The sequence below is a fragment of the Nocardia abscessus NBRC 100374 genome (genome assembly GCF_000308455.1).
GTDB classification, from domain to species: Bacteria; Actinomycetota; Actinomycetes; order Mycobacteriales; family Mycobacteriaceae; genus Nocardia; species Nocardia abscessus.
Window position 1 is genome coordinate 24,920 of sequence record NZ_BAFP01000266.1, and the last position, 23,606, is coordinate 48,525.

The following is a 23,606-nucleotide window of genomic DNA, read 5'->3' on the forward strand; positions in this document are numbered from 1 at the left end:
GGATGTAGATGGACACAAATCCACTGCTGCACGAGACAATCGAGCCGATGGCGCGGCAATACCGGGTGGTTCAATGGGCCACCGGCAACGTCGGCCGACCCGCCCTGCGCGCCCTCATCGAACATCCGAACCTCACACTGGTCGGAGTCCATACCCACACTCCGGACAAGGTCGGGACCGATGCGGGCCTCCTGTGCCGACTGCCCGCGCGCACCGGGATCACCGCGACCGGCGATATCGACGAGATCCTCGAACTGGGCGCCGACTGCGTGGTGTACACGCCGCGCGTCTTCGACCTGGACACCGTCTGCCGACTACTGGCCACCGGCACGAATGTCGTGACCACGCACGACATGTTCCATCATCCGGCCGGCATGGACCGCGCACTGTGCGCACGCGTCGAGGCGGCGTGCTCGTCCGGCGGAGCCTCGATCCACAGCACCGGCAGCAGTCCCGGCTTCCTCACCGAAACAATGCCGATCGTCCTCAGCTCGACGCAACGGCGCCTGGACCGCATGGCGATAAACGAATTCGTCGATCTCACCCCCTCCGAAACACCGTGGACGCTGCTCGGCATGGGCTTCGGCACGAGCCGAAGGACATTCGAGCCCCACCGCCTGAACCACGCGCACCGCGCGATCGGCCCGTCGCTGCGACTGGCCGCCGAGGTTCTCGGCCTGCCACTGGATGCGGTCGACGTGCGTGGCGAACTAGCGACCGCGAGTCGTGACGTCCAGGTCGGAACCGGGGTCTTTCGCAAGGGAACCGTTGTCGCACAGCGGATCACGGTCTCCGGTATCCGTGGAGGCCGCACGCTGTTGCAGTTCCGCTCGACCCGGTACTGCAGCACCGACATCGTCTCGGACTGGTCGCTGCGACCGACCGGATGGCGCATCTCGGTCGAGGGCGACGCGCCCCTGGAACTCGATCTGCGGCCCATGGAAACGTCGGCCCAAGCGAACACGGCCGCACCGACATACGCGGCCAACCGCGCCGTCAACGCCATCCCCTATCTTTGCGCCGCACCGCCGGGCATTCACACCGCCCTCGATATGCCGCCGATCAGATTTCGTTGACAGGCCCCTCTCCTCGAGCCGGAAGCGATGAACGATGGTGTCGATGTCCTCAGCTCAAGCGCGCGGGCAGCAGTTCGGCGATGAGTTCCTCGATACGGGCCTTGATCTCATCGCGGATCGGGTGCACCGACTCCACACCCTTGCCAGCCGGATCCTCGAGCACCCAGTCCCGGTAGCTGACCCCGGGAAAGACCGGGCAGGTATCGCCGCAACCCATGGTGATGACCACGTCGGAGGCTTCGATCGCGTCTCCGGCGAGGTGGGTGAGGAATCCGGCGGCCATCTGGGAGCGTCCGGCGTTGTGGACGCAGACGAACAGGACGCTGGGCTTGGATGCCATGAGCGAGTCGGCCTTTCGGCGAGTGAGAATGTCGAGTTCGGCGAGCAGGTGCTGCACGCGGGTATTGATGTCGTCGCGGACCAGTCGCATGCGTTCGATGCCGTCGATGCCGCGTTCGGAGGGTTCGTCGGTGTCCCAGCTCACGATCCGCACCCCGTCGACGGGATCGACCTGCGCTTCGCCTTGAACACCCCCGCCAGCTCGGCGGCGGTCTGCGCGGTCAACGGTTCACGCACGATCGGCGCGGCCGTGCACGACTGCACGGGAACGATCGGAAGCTGCGACTTCGACATGGACCTATATTGATTGACATCAATACTGTAAGCAAGCAAACATCGGGTGAACAGACCCGCGGGGGTAATGTTCCTGTTCGGGGGTTGCATCCTGTACCTAGGTACAGGCTTACCGTGAGGTCATGACGATGATCACGCCTTCTTCCGGGGACTGGGTACCGGCCTCGTGCACCCTGCCCACCGCCGAGCAACCGGTTCGGGTCGCGGAGTTCGACCGGTTCTTCGCCGAATCCGTGCAGCGCATGGATCGGCCGTCGCACACGCGGCTGGATCTGCTGCTGGCCGCTGACTCCGAACCGAGCGGCCGCGATCTGGCCGCTCGTGAGTCCGGCTGCTGCTCGTTCTTCGCTTTCACCTTCGAGGCCACCGGCGCCGGGCTGGTGATGCGCATCGAGGTCCCCGACAGCCAGGTCGAGGTCCTCGACGCGCTGGCGACACGGGTGGACGCCGCGATCGGAGGGGACCGGCGTTGACCGGGTTGCGCACCAGCCAGCTGGCCGCGGCCGCCGGGGTGAACACCCAAACGCTGCGGTACTACGAGCGCCGCGGGCTGCTCGCCGAACCGCAGCGCTCGTTGGGCGGGCATCGGCTGTATCCCGAGCAGGCGCTGACGGTACTGCGGGTGATCAAAGCTGCCCAGCGACTCGGGTTCACCCTCGACGAAGTCACCGGCCTACTGGATGTCACCCACTTCGGGCATCGCCGCGCTGATACCGGGTTGCGGGCCCGGGCGGAGGCGAAGTTGGTGGAGGTCGACGCGAAGCTCGCCGAGCTGACCGCGGTGCGCGACACCCTGCGCGCCGCCTTGGAAGCCGGCTGCGACGACCTGATCGCCTGCAGCGAAAGTCCGTGCTGCCCAGTTCCCTTCACCGACGAACACAGCAGCACCACCAGTGTGGGAAGCGACTGTGGCTGCTGAACCCACCACATCGCCGCGCTGGTGGGCGCCGATCGGGCTCGGTGCGGCCATTTGCCTCGGCTGCTGCCTGGCCCCGCTCCTGACCGCGGCCGGAGTCCTCGGCGGCGGGATCACCCTGCTGAGCCTGTCGTGGCTGGAACCGCTCGGCTTCATCCTGCTCGCCACCGGAGTGGCCGGACTGATCTGGTCTCGTGCACGCACCCGCCGCACCCGATGCGCCGGCCATACCGGCTCGACCACCGCCTGCACAGGTTCGGGTTGTGGCTGCACCACCGCCGCCACCATGTCATGAGCCCGGGTTCGTAGGCTCGACGGCACGTTCTGCGAGATCCCTGGGGCAACGAGTTCTGCGTGCTGCAAACCGAATTCCCTGACCTGCCGGCACAGCGCCCGTCCTCGGATCAGCAGTTCCCACCGCTTCCGGTCAGCGGGTGATGCGGCATGACCGGATATCTCGATCTCGTTGGTCTGGCATCGCCCCGGTGCTCAGCACGTCGACCTCGCAGCCTGGGGAGGTCGGGTCGAAGCCGTGCTCGAGCAGCCAGCGGACCCCCAGCAGGCTTCGCAACGACCACCACGCGCGGATCACGTCGAGGTCGACATCGGTACCGTAGCCGGCGACGACGTCGTCGAGGTGCTCCTGGTGTCCGAGCGTCAGGGTGGCGAGGTCGAACAGGGCATCGCCCTGGGCCGCCTCGGACCAGTCGATCACGCCGGTGATCTCGTCATCCGCGACGAACACGTGGGTGACCTGCAGGTCGCCGTGCGTGAAGACCGGTGTCCACGGGCGGAGCGCAGCCTCGGCAATCCGGCGGTTGCGCATGACCACGTCGGTGGGAAGAACGCCGTTCGTGACGAGCCATGCGCACTCGTCGTCGAGCTGCGATGTGAACTCCTCGAGGCTGCGACCGGGCCATGGCGGCAGCGGCGCGTCGTGCAGCATCCGTGCGGCGGCACCCGCTGCGGCCCACGCCGCCGACGATGCGGTCGACGGCTCGCCGAGGCGGCCGAGTGCGGTCCCTGGGAGGGCGGCGAGCGCGAGCACAGGCGGCTTGTGCCACAGGATGTCCGGAGTCGGGATCGGCGCCATAGCCATCGCCTCGACCTCGACGTCGGTGTGCGTCTGATCAGCGTCGATCTTCAGGAACACGTCCCCGACGCGCAAGGTCGCGCGCTCGTGATGGGCGACGACGACTTCGACCTCTTCCACGTCGGCCATTATCGCGAGGATCACCACCGACGTCGCCCGATTTATCGCGTGCGAGTGACCGCGCGGGCTTCGCCGAGAGAGGTTCGAAAGACGGTCTGTAACCGGTAGAAGCGGACGTTCGCCTGGCCGCGCACCCGGCGGCATGAGGGAATGTTCCGCCGGATGCTCGGTACTCATCCGTGGCGTATGCGGAAGTGCCACAACAGCCGATCGACAGACCGCTGACGTCGTGGTTGGCCGTGTTGAACGCTCGCAGATAGGACTGAACCGTCGATGACCAGGGAAAGTCGGGGTTCTCACTTTCATGTGCGTGCGAAGAGGCCGATCTCTACCTTCGGGAACATGACGGAGAAGACGATCCCCAGGCTGATGGTCCAGTCGATTGAGTCGGCGGCCGACTTCTACACCGCATTGGGGTTTGAGATCACATTCCGGCAGACGGTGCCGTACCAGTTTCTGAGCGTGAAGCGTGGGGGTATCGAGCTGAACTTCTACGGAGACAAAGAGTTCGATCCGACGTCCTCCACGCATGGCTGCCTGGTCGACACCGATGACGTCGACTACCTGTACGCGGTCTTCACTGAAGGGCTGCGGGAAGCCTTCGGGTCAGTGCCCACTCAGGGACTTCCGCGGGTGGGCGCGTTGAAGGACAGAAGCTACGGAGTGCGAGAGTTCCTGGTGACCGATCCCGGTGGGAACACCATCCAGATCGCGCAGCCGATCAGCGAGGACCAGCGGCATCGCCCGTTGCCGAAGGGGACGTTCGACCGGGCTGTCCACATGGGCTCGCTGTTCGCGGATTCCAAGCAGGACCTGGACCTGGCGGTGAAAGTCCTGGACCGGGCTTTGCATCGGACCGACGAGGAGCCGACTGCGGTCCAGCTCGTGAAGCTGCTGGTGCTTCGGGCCGACGTGGCCGTCCGCCGAGGTGAGCCGGCCCTGGCCCGGGAACTACTGGCCGGCGCCAAGGCCGCCGGGGTCAGCGGACCGGAACTCTCTGACGACCTCCGGCGCGTCGCGGAGCTCGAAGCCGGGCTGTGAGCAGAATCCGGGCACGTCTACTGCACAGGTGGTGAGGCCGTGAGCGCAGCTATCCGCGGCTGAAGCGTTCCACCAGCCTGGCATAGCTGTCATGGCCGTGACCTGCATCGAGCGCTTCGGCGACGAGGTTTCTGGTGTAGGTGGGCAGATCGATGTCGATGCCCCGGGCTCGGCTTTCGGTGATCAGGTCATCGATGGAGGGCAAATGATGTTGGAGCGCACCATAGGGAGCGGCGAACTCCGCGCGATCGATCTCGTTCGCAAGCATCGGGAACAGCGAAGGCAACGCAGCCAAGGACGGCTCTGCCTGCTGCTGGAAATCGCCGATCCGAATACCGGCGTTGCCGAGAAGCGCTGCGGCATGGAGGAAGCCGTTCAGCAGACCCCACATGATGTCGTGAACGGCCATCCCATACAGCACGGGCACGCCCGGGTCGGATGAGACAAAGGTGGCGCGGCCGCCGAGGACCCGGAGCAGGACTTCGTGCCGATCGAATACGTGACGGAGGCCGCCGTAGAACACCACCGCGTCCGGTGAGCCGATGGCCGGAGCGATGGTCATGATCTGGCCGTGCAGGTAGTCCGCACCGTGGTCGGTCACCAATTGACCGGTGGCCCTGGACTGTTCAGATGAGCCATCGGTCAGATCGACTACGGCTCGTCCCGGTAACACCGACCCCGCCGCACGCAACAGCTCCGTCGCCACTGCACCGCCCTTGACATTGACGATCACCACCTCGGCTGCGCCTACAGCCGCCTCGGGCGTCGCGGCTCGACGCGCCCCCTTGGCCGCCAGCGGATCGGCTTTGTCTTGCGACCGGTTCCACACCGTGACCGGATGACCGGCATCCAGGAGGGCCGCAGCCAGCACCGACCCCATCTCGCCCAACCCTAGAACCGCGACTGTCACTGCTTCTGCGTTCTCATGCACACTCACGGAACAGACGCTAAAAGCTCAACCCATCTTCAGGTCAAGCCCAGACGGGCTAGCCGTAGCATCGGCCGAATTTCGGGGCGGATATGCCGTAGTCGGCTGGCAGGGCGAGGTTTTCAGGTTGTCGCGCATCACGAAACCGGTTGCGCGTTTCGCTACGGTAGCGCCCACGATGCCTGACTACTCGGCGCCGCGGCTGGTGAAGTCGAAGGATCCGCCGTCGATGCCCCAGGAGATGACCCGTTCGGGGTGAATTCGGATGACCGCGCGCTCCTGGGGTGGGAACGGCGGCTCCTCGTCATCGAGCGCCTCGGCCGTGCCGCGTACCTCGATGCCGCGAATCACGTATGGCTCCAATGAAACCTGTTGGTCGATGACGAACGACACCCGGCTGCCCGCCTCGACATTGCGGTACTTTCGACTGGCACGCATCCGCATGCCCCCGATGTCGATCGTGCCGTCGGCGTTCACCCGATAGCTGGTCGGGTTGTTCTGCACAACGCCGTCGGGCGACACCGTTGCCAGCCGGCCGATCCCGGCCTCCGCGAGAAACCGCTGTTCATTGATGGTGAAGGTCATGTCAGTTACTCCTCAGTGAATTCGATATCAGGTGTATCCCGGCGATCAGCCTATGTTTCTACTGGTGCACCGACCACCTACTCGCGCGCGACACCGCCTACTCGCGCTCTGAGATCAGAACAGAATCAGCGCGGCACACAGTCCGGCAATGGCAATGAACTGCAGGATGACCCGGTACTTCAGAATGCTGTCCCACTTGTCCTGTAGCGCACGGGCATTGGCCGGAATGATGCCGCTCTGCGCAGCGGCGGTCTGCTGGGCATTGATCGGCTTGGCGATGCGGACGTAGAAGGCGAGCCAGGTGAGCAGTGCCGCCACCGTGATCCCCGCCGCGACCGCGGCACCGATCTGCCCGGCCAACAGCGCGATCAGCAGCGTGAGCACCGCCGTGACGACACCACCCACACCGGCAAACGGCATGCGCTTATCGCCGTAATAGTGACCCCATCCCGCACTCATGGTCACTGCCGCATCATCGAGCTTGCGGTACACCGACCGGGTGATCACGGCCCCGCAGACATCGGTGCCATAGACGATGGCATTGGAGAGAACGGCGACGGCGGCAATGATCTGGCCGGTGACAATGAGCATCTTCGGCTTCCCTTCCCAAATTCTAGCAATGTTAGAAACTGGAGCAACGGTAACATTCCTCCGCTATCTTGTCTAGCCTTGCTAGATTTCAGATCGCCAACTGCGGGATCGCGCTCGACAGCGACCCTGCCGCGCGGCGGCGGCGCTGGTGGCGATCACGACAGCGTCCGCGCCCATGCGGGAGATCGGCGGCCCCATCGCTCGGGAACCAAGGACCCGGCAGAGGTCTACCGGGTCCACTGGTCGATCAACACCGCCAGGCGGGCGTCCCGCTGAGCCGGCCGCAGACGTCCACCGCGGTCCAGGGTCGCCAGGCCGTGCAGGGCGCTCCAGCCGACCTCGGTGAAGCTCTCCGGATCGTGCTCGCCCGCGAACGGTGAGAAGGCGGCGAACATGACGGCGAACGCGTCCCGCAGCGGCTGCGAGGCATTCTCGCCGAACGCGAGGTTCACCTTCATCAGGAACATCGCGTCGTAGAGCGCGGGCCGCGCGGTCGCGAAGTCGAGGTAGGACCGCGCCACCGCCGCCAACGCTGCGCGCGGCTCGCCACCCGCGGACTCCAACGCCGCGCGGCTCCACGCGGCCATCTCCGCGATGCCTTCCTCGGCGACCGCCGTGACGATCTCGTCCTTGCCCGCGAAGTGCGAATACAGCACAGGCTGGCTGTATTCGATCCGTTCCGCCAGCCTGCGCACAGTCACCGCGTCCCAGCCCTGCGACTCGGCCAGCTCCCGAGCGGTGTCGATGATCAGCCGGTGCCGTTCGGCGCGTTCCCGTTCTCGGCGCGTCTGGGTCGTCATCTGTCGACTATAGCATCGCTCGACAATCTAGTGTTACTAGATTCGGCGTCATGTCCAATGGGACTGCTAGAAAATCGGAGCGTCCTCATGGGATCCGCACCCGCCTCGCCACCGGCTTGTCGCTGTCGGGAGCCGCATTCATCCTCTACATCGGCATCGGATACCTGCTTGCGCCGTCCACCCGGGACAACACTCCGAAACGCCGGTAACCAGGCACACCATCGTCAATCACGCCGACATGAAATCACCAGCAGAACAACAAGAGTCAACCTGTCCGCTTAGCGTGACTCTGCTCCCGGACTGTCTGCGGGTTTGACCACGACTCGCATACGATGCGACTTTCTCGCATCTGATGCGACAAGTGGAAGGCGGCCGGTTCGGCGATTCTGGGTGGTTCGGTGCCGGGTGCGGCGCTGCTCCCCTACCAGAGGGTAGACGGTCCCGTGACGACCCAGCCGGCGTCGGTGGGCTTGACCCAAAAGCCCAATGACACCTCGATTATCCGCGCGCGGTAGATGACCTCGACGTAGAAATGGGTGCCGGTGGGGCCCCAGTTGAAGTCCCCGAGATCGAGTTCGCGGAGCCAAGACAAATTCTGTTCCCACTCGTCGGCAGCGAGGCGGCAACTCGCCTCGTCATCGGCGCTCGCACCGACCGAGCCCGACCACAGACTCTTGAGCACATGCCGGACCGGTGTATGGTCGACGAGCTGTTCGGCCTCAGGGATCTTCCCAACTCGGAGCAGGCTGAAGTAGCGGCCAACGACCGCTTCGACGTCGGTCTCGGCAGGGCGCTCCGTCCAGATCTTCACGGCGAGATCGTAAGGTCCGAGCGCGTGCTCGCCGACCCGGTTTTCTGCGCAGGGATTGCCCCCAGGCGGGTCGAAGTCGGTGGAAGAGGCGCTTGGCTCCTGATAGGCCGAGGCCGGTCCGGTCGCGCAGAAGTTCGACGCCGTGCGCGGGTTTCCGCTGGTCCTTCAACGCCGGCACACTCGACAGTGTCTTGTCATCGGGAACCTCGCGCGGGGCGCATCCCGGCGGCCACCGACTGTGCGACATCGAGTCGCGCCTGGCTCATCCGTGGAGAGCCGGAGCTCGACGTGCTCGCATCAAAAATGGCCGATACCAACATCTTCCGCGTGATTGTGGTGTCAAATTGCCGATGATCGTTGGTATTGCAGACGACCGGTGTAACAGTCAGGAGTGCGCGCGTGCCACATGAAATCGATTCGGCTGTCTTCCCACATCTGGATGCGGACCTGGACCGCGTCCGTGACGTTCTCGGCCCCGTGCATCTGCGGGGCAGGCCTGAGCTGAGCGCACTCACCGACGAAGGGCCGGATACCTCTCGCCGCCTGGTCCGTCCCACCTTGACACTACTGTCTTACTACCTGCTCACCGATCCCGCGACCCCGGCTGACGAGCGGGTGGTGCGCGCCGCCGCTGCCGTCGAGTTGCTGCATCTGGGCTCGCTTTACCACGACGACGTCGTCGATCACGCGTACGAGCGTCGAGGCCGTCCTAGTGCCAACGTGGTGTGGGGTTCGCATATGGCCGTAGTGGGTGGGGACTCCGTGATGCTCGCGAGCGTGCGCATGCTCGCCGAGCTCGGTCGGCGCGAAGTTCTCGCGGGGTCGATCGCGGGTGAGCAGATGTGCGCGGGCATGGTGATCGAGGCTGCCGACCTCTACGTGGCCTCCCGCAGTGAGCAGTCCTACTTGGACGCGATCGACGGCAAAACAGCGGCAGTGCTTTCGCTTGCCTGCCGTGTGGGTGCGATGCAGGCCGGCCGCTCCGGGGACGATGAAGAGGCGTTGGCCTTGTTCGGCCGACAGTTCGGGCTCGCCTACCAGCTGTATGACGACATCCTCGATCTGACCTCGACCGCCGAAGAGATGGGCAAGCCCGTCAACGCGGATCTACCCGAAGGCATCTACACACTTCCCGTCATCCGCGCGGCCGCCCGGGACCGGGAGTTTGCCGGCCTGCTGCGCAGAGCAATGACGCGTGAGCAAGCCGCACGTGCCCGCGAGCTCGTCATCGCCTCCGGCGCCGTGGACGAAGCACAGGCGATGGCCGATGGATTCATGGACCAAGCTGCCGGCCAGCTCATCGCTGTGTCTGTCGACCCCCCCGCCCGCCACGCGATGACCGCCTACGCCCGATCCATACTCGACCGGCGAACTGCTGATCCCGCGGTCCCTCGGCAGCCGACGCGGCCATCCCGAGCCCACGGTGCTGGGATCCCACTCCACGTCGAGCCATGGTTGAGGAGTTGGCTCGTAGACACCGGCCTTGCCGTCTCCCCTGACGAGTTCGACTACCACCGCTGGACAGGAGCGATCCGGACCCCGGCACAAACCATGGCTCCAGCAGCGGACGTGGCCCGTGAACAGACCGCCTACGGCATGGCCGTGCTTGTCCTTGCTTGGGACGACCTGTTCGAAGATCCGCAGCTGACGGACCCCGAAGCCGTCACCGCGCTGAGGCGTGGCATGGTGGCAACGCTGCGCCAGGACCCGGAGGCACCGTGGAGGCCCGGCGCGATCCCGACGGCGTGGGCGAGTTTGTGGCCGCGCCTGCGTGCGGGCCGGACCACCCGCTGGCAGGAGCGGTTCCTCGACGGCCTCGAGGAGTGGTTCGAGGCTTGCGAACGTGAAGCGCACCATCGCATCAATGGCTATATCCCCTCCACGGACGACTACCTCCCGCTGCGGATGTCGACCAGCGGGATCGATACCGCCCTGGCCTGCATGGAGATGCGCCAGGACCGGGAATTACCGTCGGAGCTGCGCGACCACCCGGTGATCCGACGTCTCGAGGAACTCGCCTTCTGGGTGACCTTCGTGGAGAACGACCTGGTGGGGTTGGATCAGGACGAGGCAGACCGAGTCCCTTACAACCTGGTGAGAGTGATCCGTCACGAGACCGGCTGCACCCGTCGCGAAGCCGTCGAGCAGGTGCAGCGCCAGGTGGCCGAGCAACGCGCCCAGCTCGAGGCGATGATCCACTACATCCCCGCGCTGCTGCGCGTGCTTCCCGGCCACTCGGACCGGGGGCAGGACTACGCGGAGATATACGTGAACATGACCAGCGTGGGGCTCTGGGCGCGTGAGAGCGATCGGTACGAGCAAGCCTCCGGCCCCGCGGTTTCCGCGGCACCGGACTTGGAACGCTTGCGCCGTGAGGTCTACTACTACCCGGCGGCCGAACCGGCTCCTGCCGCGCCGTAAGTTCCCGTAGCCGGCAAGCAGGACGTGGCCCGCGCGATTCACCGTGGTGGACGCGCGGGACACCCCCTCAGTGCTTCGCCGGCTGTCGGGACCTCGTCGGTCCAGGGAAGCGGATCCACATCGTAGGTCGAAGAGACGAGCGGGTGCGCAGATGGAAAGCAACCAGTCCGACGAGGGTGCTCGCGGTGAACCAGACCAGTTGTACCGCAAAGCCTCCGAACGACGTGGTATCGGAGAAGCCGGCCGCGGTCGAAGCCTGCATCGCCCCGTACGAGGGCAGCCAGCGCACGAATTCACTGTCCGCCCCAACGCTGGCGATGGGGTTCTGCACGGCCATGTCGAAGCAGCTGATCATCGCGATCGCGAACATCCCCTCCACCTCGCGGCGCAGCAGCGCGCCGAGGGCGACACCCAGCGCCCCGTAGGTCATCGCCGCGCAGAAAAGCGCCGCAGCGAGCAGAACTGGCTGCCGAGGCGACCAGTAGCAGCAGATGACAGCGGTGGCGTACGTGCAGACCACCATCGAGGCCACCACAAGGCAGGCGATCTTCGCCAGAGCCAGCGCAACCCGAGGATATCCGGCCATCGACAGTCGCCGGTCGAATGCTCCGCTGCTGAAAGTCGCCGCGAACATCATGAACCCGATGATCAGTGAGACCGCGGTGAGGGCGCCGCTGATCTGGGCGAGCTCATTGCCGTTGGCGCGCAGGACAAGACCGGTGTGCCGAAGCCGGAACGGTACCTCGACGTCCGTGACGGCCACACGCACCAGAGTGATCAATATGGGGACGAAGACAGCCACCAAAACCATGGCGAACCGATTACGAGCATGCTCGACGAGACCGTAACGCGTGGCGATCACGAACAGCCGCAGACCGTCGCTCATTCCGCCGTCTCCCGTCCGCCTTGCAGGACGCCGTTGTGCAACCGCCACACCTGAACCAGCTTGTCGGTGTCGTGGGCCAGATGCGAGACGACCAGAACCGACCGACCGGTGTCACGGAACTCCGCGACCAGATCCCAGAAACGCAGATACGTCTCCCAGTCGAAGCCCTGGTACGGCTCATCGAGCAGCAGAACCTGCGGATCGTGCATCACCGCCAGCGTCAGGTTGAGCTTCTGCCGCGTGCCGCCGCTCAGCGTCGCGACCCGCTCACCGGCATACTCGGAGAAACGCAAGATCTCCATGGTCTCCTCGGCCCGCCGCAGGTCCGGGATCGCGTAGGCCGCGGCGAAGAAGTCCAGGTGCTGACGAACCGTGAACGCGTCGTTCAGGACCACCTGCTGCGGGCAGTAACCAAAGCTCCCACGGTGCCGGATCACCCCCCGGTCCGGTCGCAGCCCTCCAGACAGGACCTTCAACAGCGTGGACTTGCCCACCCCGTTCTCACCGACGATTCCCACCAGCGCTCCCGCGGGCAACACGAAGTCGACGCCACGCAGCACCGACCGCCTGCCATATGAATGGTGGACGTCCCGCACTTCCATGATCGCCCCTGCCTGCCGCCGACATCATGGCCCGGCCGCCGCTCGCATGCTACCAATCAACGACGAAAAGCCATGCCAGGAACGCAAATTCGCGGCACGCGCGCCTCCTGTAGAACCAGGACCCGGGTGTCACCGCTCCAGCAGAGCCGGCCTGACGATACCGGCGGCTTTGGGCCGGTGTTCGAGAACCGCATCGCAGCGGCCTATCAGACACTGGATGGCATGGCGACGATCTGATGCGGATCGTCGTAGATGATTTCGCCTGGGGCATCAGTTCCCAGACGTACCCAACCGACGTGGTGCGCATCGAGAATGGTCAGGTAGTCGGCGACCGGTGCAATCAGATTAGTCGCCGAGGATTTGAACCAGGCTATGGCACCTGGATGGCGTGTCCGATCGTAAACGGAGGGGTCTACGCGGCACGGGTCGACGAGGTTGGCGTTGTACCAGGCATTCATACGACGGCGGTACTCTTCCTGCGCCTGTGTCAGACACCCGTCCCGAGACAATCCGTTGACGAGAGCGAATACCCCTGGAAAGCGACCACGACGATTCGGGGCCGATGACTGGAATCGGATGAACTGTGGACGTTCAGTCGCCGCTGGCTGCGCAAAGTCCATTCGGACAGCGGACCACACGCGACCGCCGCAACGTACCAGCCGGCCCACCCTGGACCTGTTCGGCCGCGCACCCTACGTCTGCTACGGACCGCCGGTCCACGATCGCCGACCTAGCCTGGAACGCTGGGGCCCGGTGGCGGATCGAGGAACAGTACTAAAGCCACCGTGAGCCCGGCGGTGCGCTGCGTGGTCCCCGTTCATTCATCCCCGATAGTCGCTCGTCTCGGCCAGTTCGGCGGCGGCCCGCATCAGTCGAGGAACGATGGGACCGAACGCCTGCAATTTGGGGTTGTCGCCGGCGCGTTGGAATCCCTGTTCCAGCACGATGGCCAGCTTCCATCGGGCCAGGATCAGGTAGTAGTCGAGGTCGTCCACCTGGCGGCCGGACACCTCGCTGAAGCGGGCGACAACCTGGTCGCGAGAAGGCATGTCGCGCAGGTCGACATAGCTCGCGGCGGCCGCTTCGGGGGCGTGGGTGTCCTCGGGCCAGTCCTCGAGCGCCCACGCGAGGTCGAGCTTGGGATCGCCGATCGTGCCCATCTCCCAGTCCACGATGGCCGCGAGCCGCGCCGGAGTGCCGTTGCGGTACATGACGTTCGCCCACTGGTAGTCCCCGTGCATCAGGCCAGGTACGAAATCCAGGGGCCGATGCGCGCGCAGCCATCCGGTGGCGGTGTCCATGCCCTCGATCTCCCGGCCCTTGATGCGCTCGAACACGGCGGTCCAGCGCTGCACCTGCCGGTCGTGGAAGCCGTCCGGCTTGCCGAGGTCGTGCAGGCCGCGCGCCCGCCAGTCGACCTTCGACAAGAGGGCGACTCCTTCGACGAGTTGATAGGCGAGTTCAGCCTTGGCCTGCGGGTCGCTGCCGAACGGTTCCGGCCACGCCTTCTGGTACTGCATGGGCGACCAGCCGTCCACGTAACCCATCAGGTAGAAGGCGCGACCGAGAACTCCGGTGTCACCGCAGACCGCGACGCCGGGCGCATGCGGGACATCGGTGTCCCGAAGCGCCTCGATGATGCGCCATTCGCGCACGATGCCCTTGTCGCGGTCAGGTGGCGCGGCGGCGGGCGGAATGCGGAGCACGCTGCGGTGGTCGCCGCGGTGGATGGCATAGATCTCGTTCTGCGCGCCACCGGAGAGCTTTTCGATCCGGACGGGTGCGCCGGTGCCAGGGAGTCCGGCGTCGTCCATCCAGGCGGTGAGCCGGGCGAGGTCGATCGTGCCGGCGGGCAGGTCGGTCATCGTGTTTCCACCTCGGCGTCGAGGAAGTCGGCGTATCGGGCGACGGCGGCCTCGCGCTTGCGAGGGAGCCATTCACTGGGCCAGATGTCTTCGGCGGGCCGGTGATCCCGGAGTACCTGCGTCGCGACAGTGGTCTTGTGGACCTCGGTGGGGCCGTCGGCCAAGCCCATGACCGCCGCGCCGGAGATCATCTTCATCAGCGGGACCTCGTCGGTGACGCCGAGCGCGCCGTGTACCTGCATCGACCGCCAGGCGATGTCGTGCAGCACCGTCGGCATCACGGTCTTCACCGCGGCGATGTCTTTGCGGACCTTCTTGTAATCGTTGTACTTGTCGATCTTCCAGGCGGTGTACAGCACGAACAGCCGGAATTGCTGGAGCTGGGCGTAGGAGTCGGCGATATAGCCCTGGACGAACTGCTTGTCGGCCAGTCGGCTTCCCGCCGTCTCCCGACTCAGCGCGCGCTCGCACATCATGTCCAGGCCTTCTGTGCCGATCCGATGGTGCGCATGGCGTGGTGGATGCGCCCGCCACCGAGGCGGGTCTGGGCGATGGCGAAGGCCTGGTCCTCGCCGCCGAGCAGTGCCGAATCCGGCACGCGCACACCGTCGTAGTGGATCAGCGCATGCTGGCCCGCGGCTTCCGGTTCACCGTAGAGCCGCACATCGCGCACGATCTCGATGCCGGGAGTGTCGGCAGGCACCAGGAACATCGACATTCCCTGGTAGGCGCCCGCCTCCGGGTCGGTGATCGCCATGACGATGAGGAAGGCGGCGGTCCGGGCGTTGGAGGAGAAGTACTTCCAGCCGTTGATGACCCAGTCGTCGCCGTCGCGGACCGCCGCGGACATGAATTGCCGCGGATCGGCTCCGGCCTGTGGTTCGGTCATCGAGTAGCAGGAGAACAGTTCCCCGTCCAGCAGCGGGCGCAGGTAACGCTCCTTCTGCTCGGGAGTGCCGAAGTGGGCGAGGATTTCGGCGTTGCCGGTGTCTGGCGCCTGGCACCCGAAGACGACCGGCGCCCACGACGAGCGGCCCAGGATCTCGTTGAGCAGCGCCAGTTTCACCTGCCCGTGGCCCTGCCCACCAAGGTCGGGGCTGAGGTGGGTCGCCCACAGCCCCTGCTCACGAACCCGCTTCTTCAGCGGGGCGATCGCATCCCGGCGCTTCCCGGTCAGCGGCACGAACTGCTCGTGCGGCCAAACCAGGTCGAGCGGCTCCACCTCGGTGCGGACGAAATCGTCCGCCCAGTCCAGTTTCGCCTGGTAGTCGGGATCGGTTTCGAAATCCCACGCCATGTCGTCTCCTGTTCGATCGAGGAAGAATGAGGTCCACCGATGGGGTGTGAGGTCAGGGCATGCCGCCGTCCGACCGGAGCGTGGCCCCGGCGGTGAAGCTGGACGCGTCGGAGGCGAGAAACAGTGCGGCACCGACAATTTCCTCAGGCCGCCCCGGGCGTTGGAGGGCATGCGCGGCGAACGGGTTGTGTGCCGGGTCCATCTCGTCCAGCTTCCATCCGGCGGTGGCCTGCGTCAGATGTGGCCCCGCCATCAAGGTGTTCACCCGCACTGTCGGCCCGAACGCCAGCGCCAGCCCCTCGGTCATGGCGTTGAGCCCGGCCTTGGCCGCGGCGTACGGGACGATCGACGGCCGCGGCCGGATCGAACCGGAGGAACTGACGTTGATGATCGACCCCCGCCCTGTCGCGACCATGCGCTCCCCCACCAGCACCGACAGCCGGAACGGCCCCTTGAGGTTGAGGTTCAGCACTGCGTCGAACAGTTTCTCGCTCACCGAGTTCAGCGAGTCGTAGACCGGTTGCATCCCGGCGTTGTTGATCAACACGTCCACCGCCCCGAAGCGGGCGTAGGCGGCCTCGACCAAGCCGTCGAGCTGATACCACCGGCCGACGTGCACGGCGTAGGGCAGCACCGTTCGTCCCGTGGCCTGCTCGATCTCCGTAGCGGTGGCCGCACAGCTGTCGTAATTCCGGCTCGCGATGACGAGGTCGGCGCCGCACCGAGCGGCGGCGAAGCCATCTCCCGCCCGAGCCCCCGGCTGCCGCCGGTGATCAACACGACTCGTCCGCGCAGATCGAAAAGCTCGTCGGCATAAGCCATAACACGTTCACCTCGAACTCGATCACGGTGCCCGGTCGCGCCCGCCCCGGGCGGTGGTTCAGCGACGCAACTCGCCGAGACGCGCCTTACCACCGCGCCCCGGCGGAGACTCCGCCAGACTGACACTCTTAGAAATCAGAATGGCATTCTTCAATTCGCGATTGCCATACTCGGAGGTGGTTCACAAGGGAGAGAGGTTCTCCACGACCCGGCAGGGCCGACCCAGACCGCTCGCTGGGCGGACACCGGTTGTATCCGGAGCTGGATGGCGCAGCCGCGCGCCGGGACCGGTCGGACCCTTCATGCCGCTACGCAGCCGCGCCATGCGGACGCAGGCGAATCGACCACGAAGGCGAACGCCGACCGGGCCGCGATCAGTTGGTGCTGATCATCGCGATCCCCGGCAATCGCGGTGCTGGTGGCGGTGGAGTCCGCGCGGGTCGATGCCGACGCGTTCCCATCCTTCCGCCGCCCAGGGGGTGTAGAGCACGCGCACCGGAAGCCGGTTGAAAGCCGGGTCGAGGGCCCGGATGGCTGCGGTGTTGCGTTGGAAGGTGTTCTCCTGCCGCTGAGACCAGTCCAGGCCGCACACCCGACGCAGCTGCGGCGGGAGGGTGCCGGTGATCATGGTGCGGGTGTAGGCGTTCATCGGCGCCGACAACACCCGCCACAGCGGTCGGGGAATCGGCCCGAGCGGTGGTAGGCCCTTTCGGATGTAGCCGGTGCCGTAGCGGACCACCTCGGTGGAGGTGAAGCGTTCGAGCATGCTGTCCCAGTACCGCACGAATTCGTCATAGGTGTCGGGTTGGTTGCGGGCGCTGATGCCGTAGAGCGCATACCAGATCTTGCCTTCCTCGAAGATCTGTTCCTTCTCCGCGCGCGTCAGGCGCCGGACGAAGGTGTCTGTGCAGTAGATGATCTGATCGACGAAGGTGGCGTGCGCCCAGTAGAAGAGTTCCGGGTTCAAGGCGTGGTAGCGCTCACCGTCGGGCATGGTGCCCTTGATGCCGGTGTGGAAGTCGCGCACCGTGCGGCCCCAGCCGTGGGGGTCGTCGCTGTAGATGGTCTTCAGTACCGGTCGCGCGGTACGCAAGGCGCGCCCGATGAAGTCACCGAAGATGACGGAGTGCTCCGAAACGGCCTGTGCCAGTTCGGCGATCGCGTTCTCGGTGGAGGCCAGGCGTTGGAATCCGAACAGTTGCACGCGGACGTCGCCGTAGAACTTCCAGATCAGCGAGCCCGGACCCAGTCGTGGCGCGTCGGGGGTGACGGGTTCATCGATCGGCATCGGCACGGCTTCTCGAACGTGCCGGTCGAATCCGAACGGGTCCGTGTGGTCGTGTCGCGCGGTCACGGTCGTCGCCCTCGGGGCGCGGTGCGGATCAGATCGATCGGCAGCCCGTCGGCGGGATATGGTCCGGTGAGGTAGCCCATCCGGGGTCGGTAGCCGGAGGGAACGGTCCAGGAGAATCTCAGCAGCATCTGGTGCATGATCGCTTTGACCTCCATGCCTCCGAAGTACATGCCGATGCACTTGTGCACTCCCGCGCCGAACGGGGCGAACTTCGTGCGGTGTTCCTTGTCCTCGCGTCGCTGTTCGGAGAACCGGTCGGGGTCGAAGGTGTCGGGATCGGTCCACCAGGGCTCCATCCGGTGCGAGGAGGACAGGGTGACGGCGATCCTGGTTCCGGCGGGGATGAAGTGGCCGAGAATCTCGGTGTCGCAGACGGTTTCGCGGGCGAGGGTGCCTACCGGCGAGGACAGTCGTAGGGTTTCCTTCATCACGAGGTCGAGAGTCGGCAGTCGCTCCTGGTCGTCGTAGTCGAGCGCGGGTTTGCCCAGCGCGAGGCTCTCCGCACGGGCACGTCGTTGCCATTGCGGGTTGGCGGCGAGGTGGTAGGCCATCATCGCGACCGTGGTCGTGGTCGTGTCGTGGGCGGCCATCAGCAGGAAGATCATGTGGTTGACGATGTCGTCGTCGGAGAACCCCGCACCGGTTTCGTCCCTGGCCTGGCACAGGACTCCGAACAGTGACGCTCCCGGGTCGGCGCGCCGGGCGGGGAGGTGAGACCGGAAGTACTCTTCGAGCACCTGCCGTCCCCGCAACCCGGCGTGCCATCGTCCGCCGGGGACGTTGGCGCGCACAACCGACAGCCCACCCTGCACGGTGTCGGTGAAGGCTCGATGCAGCCGGCCGGCCTCCCGTCCGAGTGCGGCACCGACGAAGGAACTGGTGGCGATGTCCAAGGTGAGTTGCTTGGTGCTCGGATACATGGGAAAGCCCCGGCCGGTGCTCCACTGGTCGAGTGCTCGATCCGCGGCCTCGTTGATCAGGTCGAGGTAGCCGAGCAGCCTGGCGCGGGTGAACGCCTGCTGCATGATTCGGCGGTGGTGCTTGTGCTCGTCGAAGTCGAGCAGGATGATGCCGCGGCGGAAGAACGGGCCCAGGAATGGTTCCCACCCCGAATTGGCGAACGCCTTGTTGCGGTTGGCCAGGACTTCCTCGATCGCGTCCGGGCCGAGGGCGATCACCAGTTTCGTGCCGAAGGCGCTGGTCCAATGTACCGGCCCGTATCGGGCGAACAGGCGGCGTTGCAGTGCGAGCAGGTCGTCGAAGACATTGAACGAATAGCCGAGCACGGGCAGGCCGCCGTCGCCGCGGACAGCCCGCAGCTTGCTCTGGGGCGGTGGTGCCGCGAGTACCTGTTCGCGCACTGGTACACGCATCGTCGCGTTGGCGAGCACACCGGTCGCGTGTTGAGTCAATGCGGTCTTCATTCGCCACCCACCTGGCCCTCAATCCGGCGCCGGTATTCCGAGCGTTTCGGGTCGGTATTCGCCGCCGCGGCAATACCGTTGGCGCCGACTCGTCGCCGCGCCGCCTCTTGCACACTCGAGGGCAGCAGATTGGCGACATCGACGGCCGAGCCGATCCAGCGCGGGACGACCGTCGACGCGCGTCGCGTGCGCACAGTGTCGAGGATGGCTTCGGCTACGGTCTCGGGTGAGACGGTGACCACCGAGGGCATGGCCAGCCCGGCCCCGAGTTCGGTGCGCACCAGACTCGGCAGGATCACGCTGATGCTGATTCCGTGCTCGGCCATTTCGTCACGGACCGCGGCGCTCAATCCGACGACCGCGTGTTTGGTGGCGCTGTACACCGCCGCTCCCGGTGTCGCGGTCTTTCCGGCCAGCGACGCCAGATTCACGATGTGGCCGCGGCCGCGCTCGATCATGCCCGGCAGCACGATTCGCATACCGTGGATCGGCCCCCACAGGTTGACGTTGATCTGTGTGGTGCTGACCTGATCGGATTCCTCGAGGAAACCGGACAGGGGCATGATCCCGGCGTTGTTGACCAGGATATCGATCGGGCCCGCGCTGTTCTCGGCTCCGGCGATGAATTCCGCGAACGAGTCGCCCGAACCGACGTCCAAGCCGAACGCTGTGCATCGGGAGCCGACATGCTCAGCGGCGATCTCGGCGGTTTGCTCGTCCAGATCGCCGATGGCGACATGCGCGCCCCGCCCGGCGAAGGCTTTCGCGGTCGCGAGACCGATGCCTCGGGCACCGCCGGTGATCGCGACACTCGCCCCGGCCAGATCGAGCGCGGGATATCGGTTGAGAAAGGACATCGTTGATCCTCGATCAGAGAGTTGGTTCAGAACCCGAAACGGCCGAGTCCGCGGCCATGGAACAGGCGAATCGCACCGCGGAACGCCTTGCGGCGTCCCGGTGTGTAGGGAAACCAGTTGATTTCGCTGTCGCCGATCGGAATCCTGCTGTGGGCAACTACTTTGGTGCGAGTGAACTTCAGCAACCCGTAGTCGGATCCGCGCGATCCGATGCCCGATCGCTTCCAGCCACCTTGCGGCGCCTCGACACAGGTCATATTGATCAGGAAATCGTTGATGTTCACCGCACCGACCTCCAACTGTGCCGCGACCTGCTCGGCCCGTTGCACATCGCCGGCGAACACGCTGGCACTGAGACCGAACCCGGAGTCGTTGGCCAGACGGATCGCCTCCTGCGCGTCTGCGACACGCATAATGGGCAGGACCGGCCCGAAGGTTTCCTCCCGCATGATCTCCATCGAGTGGTCGACCTCGACCAGCACTGTCGGTGCGTACCAGGTGCCATCGCGATCGATACGGTGCCCGCCGGTCAGCAATCGAGCCCCTTTGGCCACCGCGTCGCGGACCTGCGTATCGACCGTGTCGAGCTGCGGAGCGAAGGTCAACGCCCCGACGTCGCTGTTGTCGTCGGTGCCTGAGCGCAGTGCGCGAACTTTGGCCACGACCAGGTCGATGAATCGGTCGTACACACTGTCTTCGACGTAGACGCGTTCGAACCCCATGCACACTTGCCCGTTGTTGGAGAACCCTCCGTAGACCGCGCAGTTGGCGGCCCGCTCGAGGTTTGCGCCGGCGAGAACGAGGCAGGGGTCCTTGCCGCCCAGTTCGAGGCTGACCGGTGTGATCGTGGCCGCGGCGCGTTCGAGGACGCGTACACCGGTCGCGACCGAACCGGTGAATTGGACGAAGTCGGCTTCATCGACCACCGCTACACCGATGTCACCGCCGCCGTAGACCGCCTCGAGTACCGGAGGCGCGCCGATGTGCTGCCAGCCACGGATCAACTCGCGCACCGCCAGTGGGGTCACTTCCGAGGGTTTCAGTACCACCGCGGCCCCGGCGAACAGGGCGGGCAGCGCGTCGCCGATGGTCAACAGCATCGGGAAGTTCCACGCACCGATAACACCCACCAGCCGATGCGGATGCCGATACTCGGTCAGTTTCTTCCCCAGGACGAGCGGGGATCGCGGCCGAATCCGTTTAGGCTCCAACAGTTTCGGCGCAGACCGCGAGTAGTAGTCGATCAACTCGACCATCAGCGTGGTCTCCAGCATCGGCTCGTTTCGGACACGCCCGCCTTCTTCGGCGCCGATCGAAATCAGCCGGTCGGTATTGTCGACGATCCACTGCCGATAACGCGCGAGCCACTTGATGCGGCCTCTGACGCCGATGCGCTCCCACTCCGGCTGCGCCGCACGCAGTCGGGCCGCGCATTCGGCGACGTGCACCGCTTGCTGTAGCGGCAGATCGGTGATGTGGGTTCCGTCGGCCGGACGATGAACATAGATGAGACCGGCCTCGGTGTCGAGGCGGGCCGGCTGCTTCGTTGTCACGGTGATCGGGTCACCGCACCTTCGAAGCGAGAAGTTGCGCCGCTCGCAGCACCCGGCCGAGCGGCACCCGGATCATCGGCGGCAGTTCGCGTACGGCGACCATGGTCGGCGTCAGCGACACGGTGAACACGCTGCCCAGTGCCCGGCTGGTCACGTCGTACTCCTGCTCCCCCAGCCGCACCGAACCAGTGAGGCCTGCGAAACCGGTGACGAAAACGACCTTGTTACCGCCGGGGGCCTGTTTGACCGCGCGTTGGGCGGCATCACGGCGGGTGAAGACCAGATCGACCGAGCCGGCGTCGTTGCGGTCGGTCAATCGGAAGCTGTGCGCGTACGCGACACCCTCGACCATGCGCTCCTCGAGCACCTCGAAGCGGCCGGTCGTGAAGTGGGTGAAGGTCCTGCTGTCCGCCGACACCGACACGAACGGCAGCGGCTCACCCTCGGTGATGATGCCTCCGGCCTGCACAGCCACACCGTCCGGTCCCGCGGAGGGTGACCAGTACCAGTTCCACCCGTTGACGAAGATCGGCGGATCGGGTTCTCCCAGATACGGTTCGAGCCATCCCAGAGTGCCGTACAGGTGCTCGAAGTAACCGAATCCGCCTACCGGGTAGCGGTCCGCGCCGACCGCGACCGTGCCTGAGATCTTCGACCGATACACCACATAGTGATTGAGCTGGGAATCGATATAGCCTTCCCGCTCCGGGGCGATATCGGCGGTGTAGGACAGCGTGACCTCGATGTGGGCGCCGTTGGTTGCCTGCCCCTCGAGGTGCAGCTCGTACTCGGGATATGCGCCTCGCAGATAGTTCGCGCCGTTGCGGACGTCGAGAGCTGTGGAACTGCTGCGAATCGTGCCCGACTTCAACGGACCGGTGCCGAAATCGGCGAAGGTGCCGGCGTGAGGGGAGATCAGCAGATGCCTGCCCTCCTCGATCACACCCTTGAACAGGGAGAACACTCCCACCAGAGCCAGACCGTCGAGCGGTGCGCCCGGCGCTTCCAGTAACGCGTTCGCATACCACCACTCCACCGGATGCGCCCGCGTGCCGGCCGCTTCTCCGACCGTGCTCGCATCGAGCGGTTTCGCTACCGAGATCACCACCATGCCTCCATCTGATACAGCACTGTGTCAGTTATCTGATACAGAACTGTGTCAGAATGATGGGTATCAAGTCAACCGTTCGGCGAGAAAGGCGGAGAGTCAGTGGCCGATCCACAGCCGGTGCGCCGCGTCTACGCGGGCAAAACGATGCAGCAGCGAGTGGAGCAGCGTCGTGCCGCGATCATCGACGCCGCGATCGCCGTCGTCGCCGAGCAAGGGTGGCGCCACCTCAGCGTCGAGCGCATCTGTGAATCGGCGGGGCTGATCCGCCGCTATTTCTACGAGAGTTTCGCCGATCTCGACGCCCTGACCGTCGCGATGATCGACGCTTTGGCCGACGAGCTGCTGACGCTCGTGGTCCGGAACGACCTCACCGCGCCGCGCGCCGATCTGATCCGGACCATGGTGGGTCAAGTCGTCGACTACGGCGTCGAACACCCGAACAAGGTCCGAGTCCTGTTCGGCGAAATGTCGACCACCGATGCCGCCGCCCAGCGACGACGGGCCGCGATCGGACGCATCGTGCAGATCCTCGCCGCCGACGGTCGCGTCATCCACCATGCCGACGACCCGCTGATCGACCTCACCGCCGCACTGTTGGTCAACGGAAGTGTCGCCACACTCCTCGACTGGCTCGACGGAACGATCACCATGACCAAGCGGCAATTCATCGACGGCCTGACCGTCGTATGGCTGCGCACGACCGAGACAACGATCGCATAGTCCCTGTCCAATGCGGATGCATGGCCACCGACGGCATCGGCAGCAGGCGAGCCGGACTGGGCGTATGGGTGCCACCGTCGAGGTCGCAAACGCAGACTCT

24 protein-coding genes and 2 pseudogenes are annotated in these 23,606 nt (G+C 65.6%); 7 read left to right on the top strand and 19 right to left on the bottom strand.

What is annotated here, in order from left to right; translation table 11 throughout:
- Positions 1-8 precede the first annotated feature (8 nt).
- On the top strand, positions 9-1,076 hold the full coding sequence (locus ON19_RS33430) for an NAD(P)H-dependent amine dehydrogenase family protein (RefSeq protein WP_051169567.1): 1,068 nt from the start codon (positions 9-11) through the stop codon (positions 1,074-1,076).
- 49 nt (positions 1,077-1,125) lie between these two features.
- Here the strand turns inward: ON19_RS33430 and ON19_RS33435 are convergent, their stop codons facing one another.
- Together ON19_RS33435 and ON19_RS42490 are read right to left on the bottom strand one after the other, a co-directional pair.
- Positions 1,126-1,416, bottom strand: coding sequence for a low molecular weight phosphatase family protein (locus ON19_RS33435; RefSeq protein ID WP_043702209.1), 291 nt, complete (start codon positions 1,414-1,416; stop codon positions 1,126-1,128).
- 140 nt (positions 1,417-1,556) lie between these two features.
- Positions 1,557-1,709, bottom strand: a complete 153-nt coding sequence (locus ON19_RS42490) for a hypothetical protein (RefSeq protein WP_157229964.1) — start codon at positions 1,707-1,709, stop codon at positions 1,557-1,559.
- Positions 1,710-1,831: 122 nt separating this feature from the next.
- Here ON19_RS42490 and ON19_RS33440 point away from each other — a divergent pair, with 122 nt between their 5' ends.
- Genes ON19_RS33440 through ON19_RS33450 form a run of 3 tightly spaced genes read left to right on the top strand, consistent with a single transcriptional unit; the run spans position 1,832 to position 2,920 of the window.
- Complete coding sequence (locus ON19_RS33440; RefSeq protein ID WP_227954786.1) at positions 1,832-2,182, top strand: hypothetical protein; 351 nt, start codon at positions 1,832-1,834, stop codon at positions 2,180-2,182.
- Entirely contained in the window at positions 2,179-2,628 is a 450-nt protein-coding gene (locus ON19_RS33445) for a MerR family transcriptional regulator (RefSeq protein WP_043702098.1), read from the top strand. The genes ON19_RS33440 and ON19_RS33445 overlap by 4 nt, the downstream gene beginning before the upstream one ends.
- A complete protein-coding gene (locus ON19_RS33450) occupies positions 2,618-2,920 on the top strand; it encodes a hypothetical protein (protein WP_043702100.1) in 303 nt (100 codons plus the stop codon). Before ON19_RS33445 ends, ON19_RS33450 begins: the two co-directional genes overlap by 11 nt.
- 132 nt (positions 2,921-3,052) lie before the next feature.
- Here ON19_RS33450 and ON19_RS33455 read toward each other — a convergent pair whose 3' ends face one another.
- Complete coding sequence (locus ON19_RS33455) at positions 3,053-3,847, bottom strand: phosphotransferase family protein (protein ID WP_218006525.1); 795 nt, start codon at positions 3,845-3,847, stop codon at positions 3,053-3,055.
- Positions 3,848-4,180: 333 nt separating this feature from the next.
- On the opposite strand from ON19_RS33455, the gene ON19_RS33460 reads away from it, so the two are divergent.
- Positions 4,181-4,879 (top strand): bleomycin resistance protein, encoded by a 699-nt coding sequence (locus tag ON19_RS33460; protein WP_043702103.1) that lies wholly within the window; start codon positions 4,181-4,183, stop codon positions 4,877-4,879.
- A gap of 49 nt (positions 4,880-4,928) precedes the next feature.
- Here the strand turns inward: ON19_RS33460 and ON19_RS33465 are convergent, their stop codons facing one another.
- From ON19_RS33465 to ON19_RS33485, 5 genes are all read right to left on the bottom strand, one after another.
- Positions 4,929-5,816 carry an NAD(P)-dependent oxidoreductase gene (locus tag ON19_RS33465; protein ID WP_043702106.1) on the bottom strand — a complete coding sequence of 296 codons (888 nt, stop codon included), beginning with the start codon at positions 5,814-5,816 and terminating at the stop codon, positions 4,929-4,931.
- Positions 5,817-5,993: 177 nt separating this feature from the next.
- Positions 5,994-6,392: a PPOX class F420-dependent oxidoreductase gene (locus ON19_RS33470; protein ID WP_043702113.1), complete on the bottom strand. Its 399-nt coding sequence runs from the start codon at positions 6,390-6,392 to the stop codon at positions 5,994-5,996.
- Between the two features lie 114 nt (positions 6,393-6,506).
- A complete protein-coding gene (locus tag ON19_RS33475; protein WP_043702116.1) occupies positions 6,507-6,983 on the bottom strand; it encodes a hypothetical protein in 477 nt (158 codons plus the stop codon).
- Positions 6,984-7,210: 227 nt separating this feature from the next.
- A complete protein-coding gene (locus ON19_RS33480; RefSeq protein WP_043702121.1) occupies positions 7,211-7,783 on the bottom strand; it encodes a TetR/AcrR family transcriptional regulator in 573 nt (190 codons plus the stop codon).
- A 421-nt stretch (positions 7,784-8,204) separates the two neighbouring features.
- Positions 8,205-8,594, bottom strand: a complete 390-nt coding sequence (locus ON19_RS33485) for a hypothetical protein (RefSeq protein ID WP_043702125.1) — start codon at positions 8,592-8,594, stop codon at positions 8,205-8,207.
- A 399-nt stretch (positions 8,595-8,993) separates the two neighbouring features.
- On the opposite strand from ON19_RS33485, the gene ON19_RS33490 reads away from it, so the two are divergent.
- The gene (locus ON19_RS33490; protein ID WP_043702127.1) at positions 8,994-11,015 is read left to right on the top strand and encodes a polyprenyl synthetase family protein; all 2,022 of its coding nucleotides are present in this window, start codon (positions 8,994-8,996) and stop codon (positions 11,013-11,015) included.
- A gap of 67 nt (positions 11,016-11,082) precedes the next feature.
- Here ON19_RS33490 and ON19_RS33495 read toward each other — a convergent pair whose 3' ends face one another.
- From ON19_RS33495 to ON19_RS33545, 11 genes and pseudogenes are all read right to left on the bottom strand, one after another.
- Positions 11,083-11,901 (bottom strand): ABC transporter permease, encoded by an 819-nt coding sequence (locus ON19_RS33495; RefSeq protein WP_043702129.1) that lies wholly within the window; start codon positions 11,899-11,901, stop codon positions 11,083-11,085.
- Positions 11,898-12,503, bottom strand: coding sequence for an ABC transporter ATP-binding protein (locus tag ON19_RS33500; RefSeq protein ID WP_043702133.1), 606 nt, complete (start codon positions 12,501-12,503; stop codon positions 11,898-11,900). The genes ON19_RS33495 and ON19_RS33500 overlap by 4 nt, the downstream gene beginning before the upstream one ends.
- Before the next feature lie 206 nt (positions 12,504-12,709).
- Positions 12,710-13,123 carry a hypothetical protein gene (locus ON19_RS33505; RefSeq protein ID WP_051169568.1) on the bottom strand — a complete coding sequence of 138 codons (414 nt, stop codon included), beginning with the start codon at positions 13,121-13,123 and terminating at the stop codon, positions 12,710-12,712.
- A 201-nt stretch (positions 13,124-13,324) separates the two neighbouring features.
- Entirely contained in the window at positions 13,325-14,368 is a 1,044-nt protein-coding gene (locus tag ON19_RS33510; RefSeq protein ID WP_043702135.1) for a phosphotransferase family protein, read from the bottom strand.
- Positions 14,365-15,665: pseudogene (locus ON19_RS33515) on the bottom strand (acyl-CoA dehydrogenase family protein). The gene ON19_RS33510 and the pseudogene ON19_RS33515 overlap by 4 nt, the downstream one beginning before the upstream one ends.
- Positions 15,666-15,717: 52 nt before the next feature.
- Positions 15,718-16,487 (bottom strand): annotated as a pseudogene (locus ON19_RS33520) (SDR family NAD(P)-dependent oxidoreductase).
- A 388-nt stretch (positions 16,488-16,875) separates the two neighbouring features.
- Positions 16,876-17,775, bottom strand: a complete 900-nt coding sequence (locus ON19_RS33525; protein WP_083899831.1) for an oxygenase MpaB family protein — start codon at positions 17,773-17,775, stop codon at positions 16,876-16,878.
- A gap of 62 nt (positions 17,776-17,837) precedes the next feature.
- Entirely contained in the window at positions 17,838-19,265 is a 1,428-nt protein-coding gene (locus ON19_RS33530) for a cytochrome P450 (protein ID WP_051169569.1), read from the bottom strand.
- Positions 19,262-20,122, bottom strand: coding sequence for an SDR family oxidoreductase (locus ON19_RS33535; RefSeq protein WP_043702145.1), 861 nt, complete (start codon positions 20,120-20,122; stop codon positions 19,262-19,264). The genes ON19_RS33530 and ON19_RS33535 overlap by 4 nt, the downstream gene beginning before the upstream one ends.
- A gap of 26 nt (positions 20,123-20,148) precedes the next feature.
- Entirely contained in the window at positions 20,149-21,675 is a 1,527-nt protein-coding gene (locus ON19_RS33540; RefSeq protein WP_051169570.1) for an aldehyde dehydrogenase family protein, read from the bottom strand.
- Positions 21,676-21,685: 10 nt separating this feature from the next.
- Positions 21,686-22,783 (bottom strand): hypothetical protein, encoded by a 1,098-nt coding sequence (locus tag ON19_RS33545; RefSeq protein ID WP_169334249.1) that lies wholly within the window; start codon positions 22,781-22,783, stop codon positions 21,686-21,688.
- Between the two features lie 102 nt (positions 22,784-22,885).
- On the opposite strand from ON19_RS33545, the gene ON19_RS33550 reads away from it, so the two are divergent.
- Complete coding sequence (locus tag ON19_RS33550) at positions 22,886-23,506, top strand: TetR/AcrR family transcriptional regulator (RefSeq protein ID WP_043702153.1); 621 nt, start codon at positions 22,886-22,888, stop codon at positions 23,504-23,506.
- Positions 23,507-23,606: the final 100 nt, after the last annotated feature.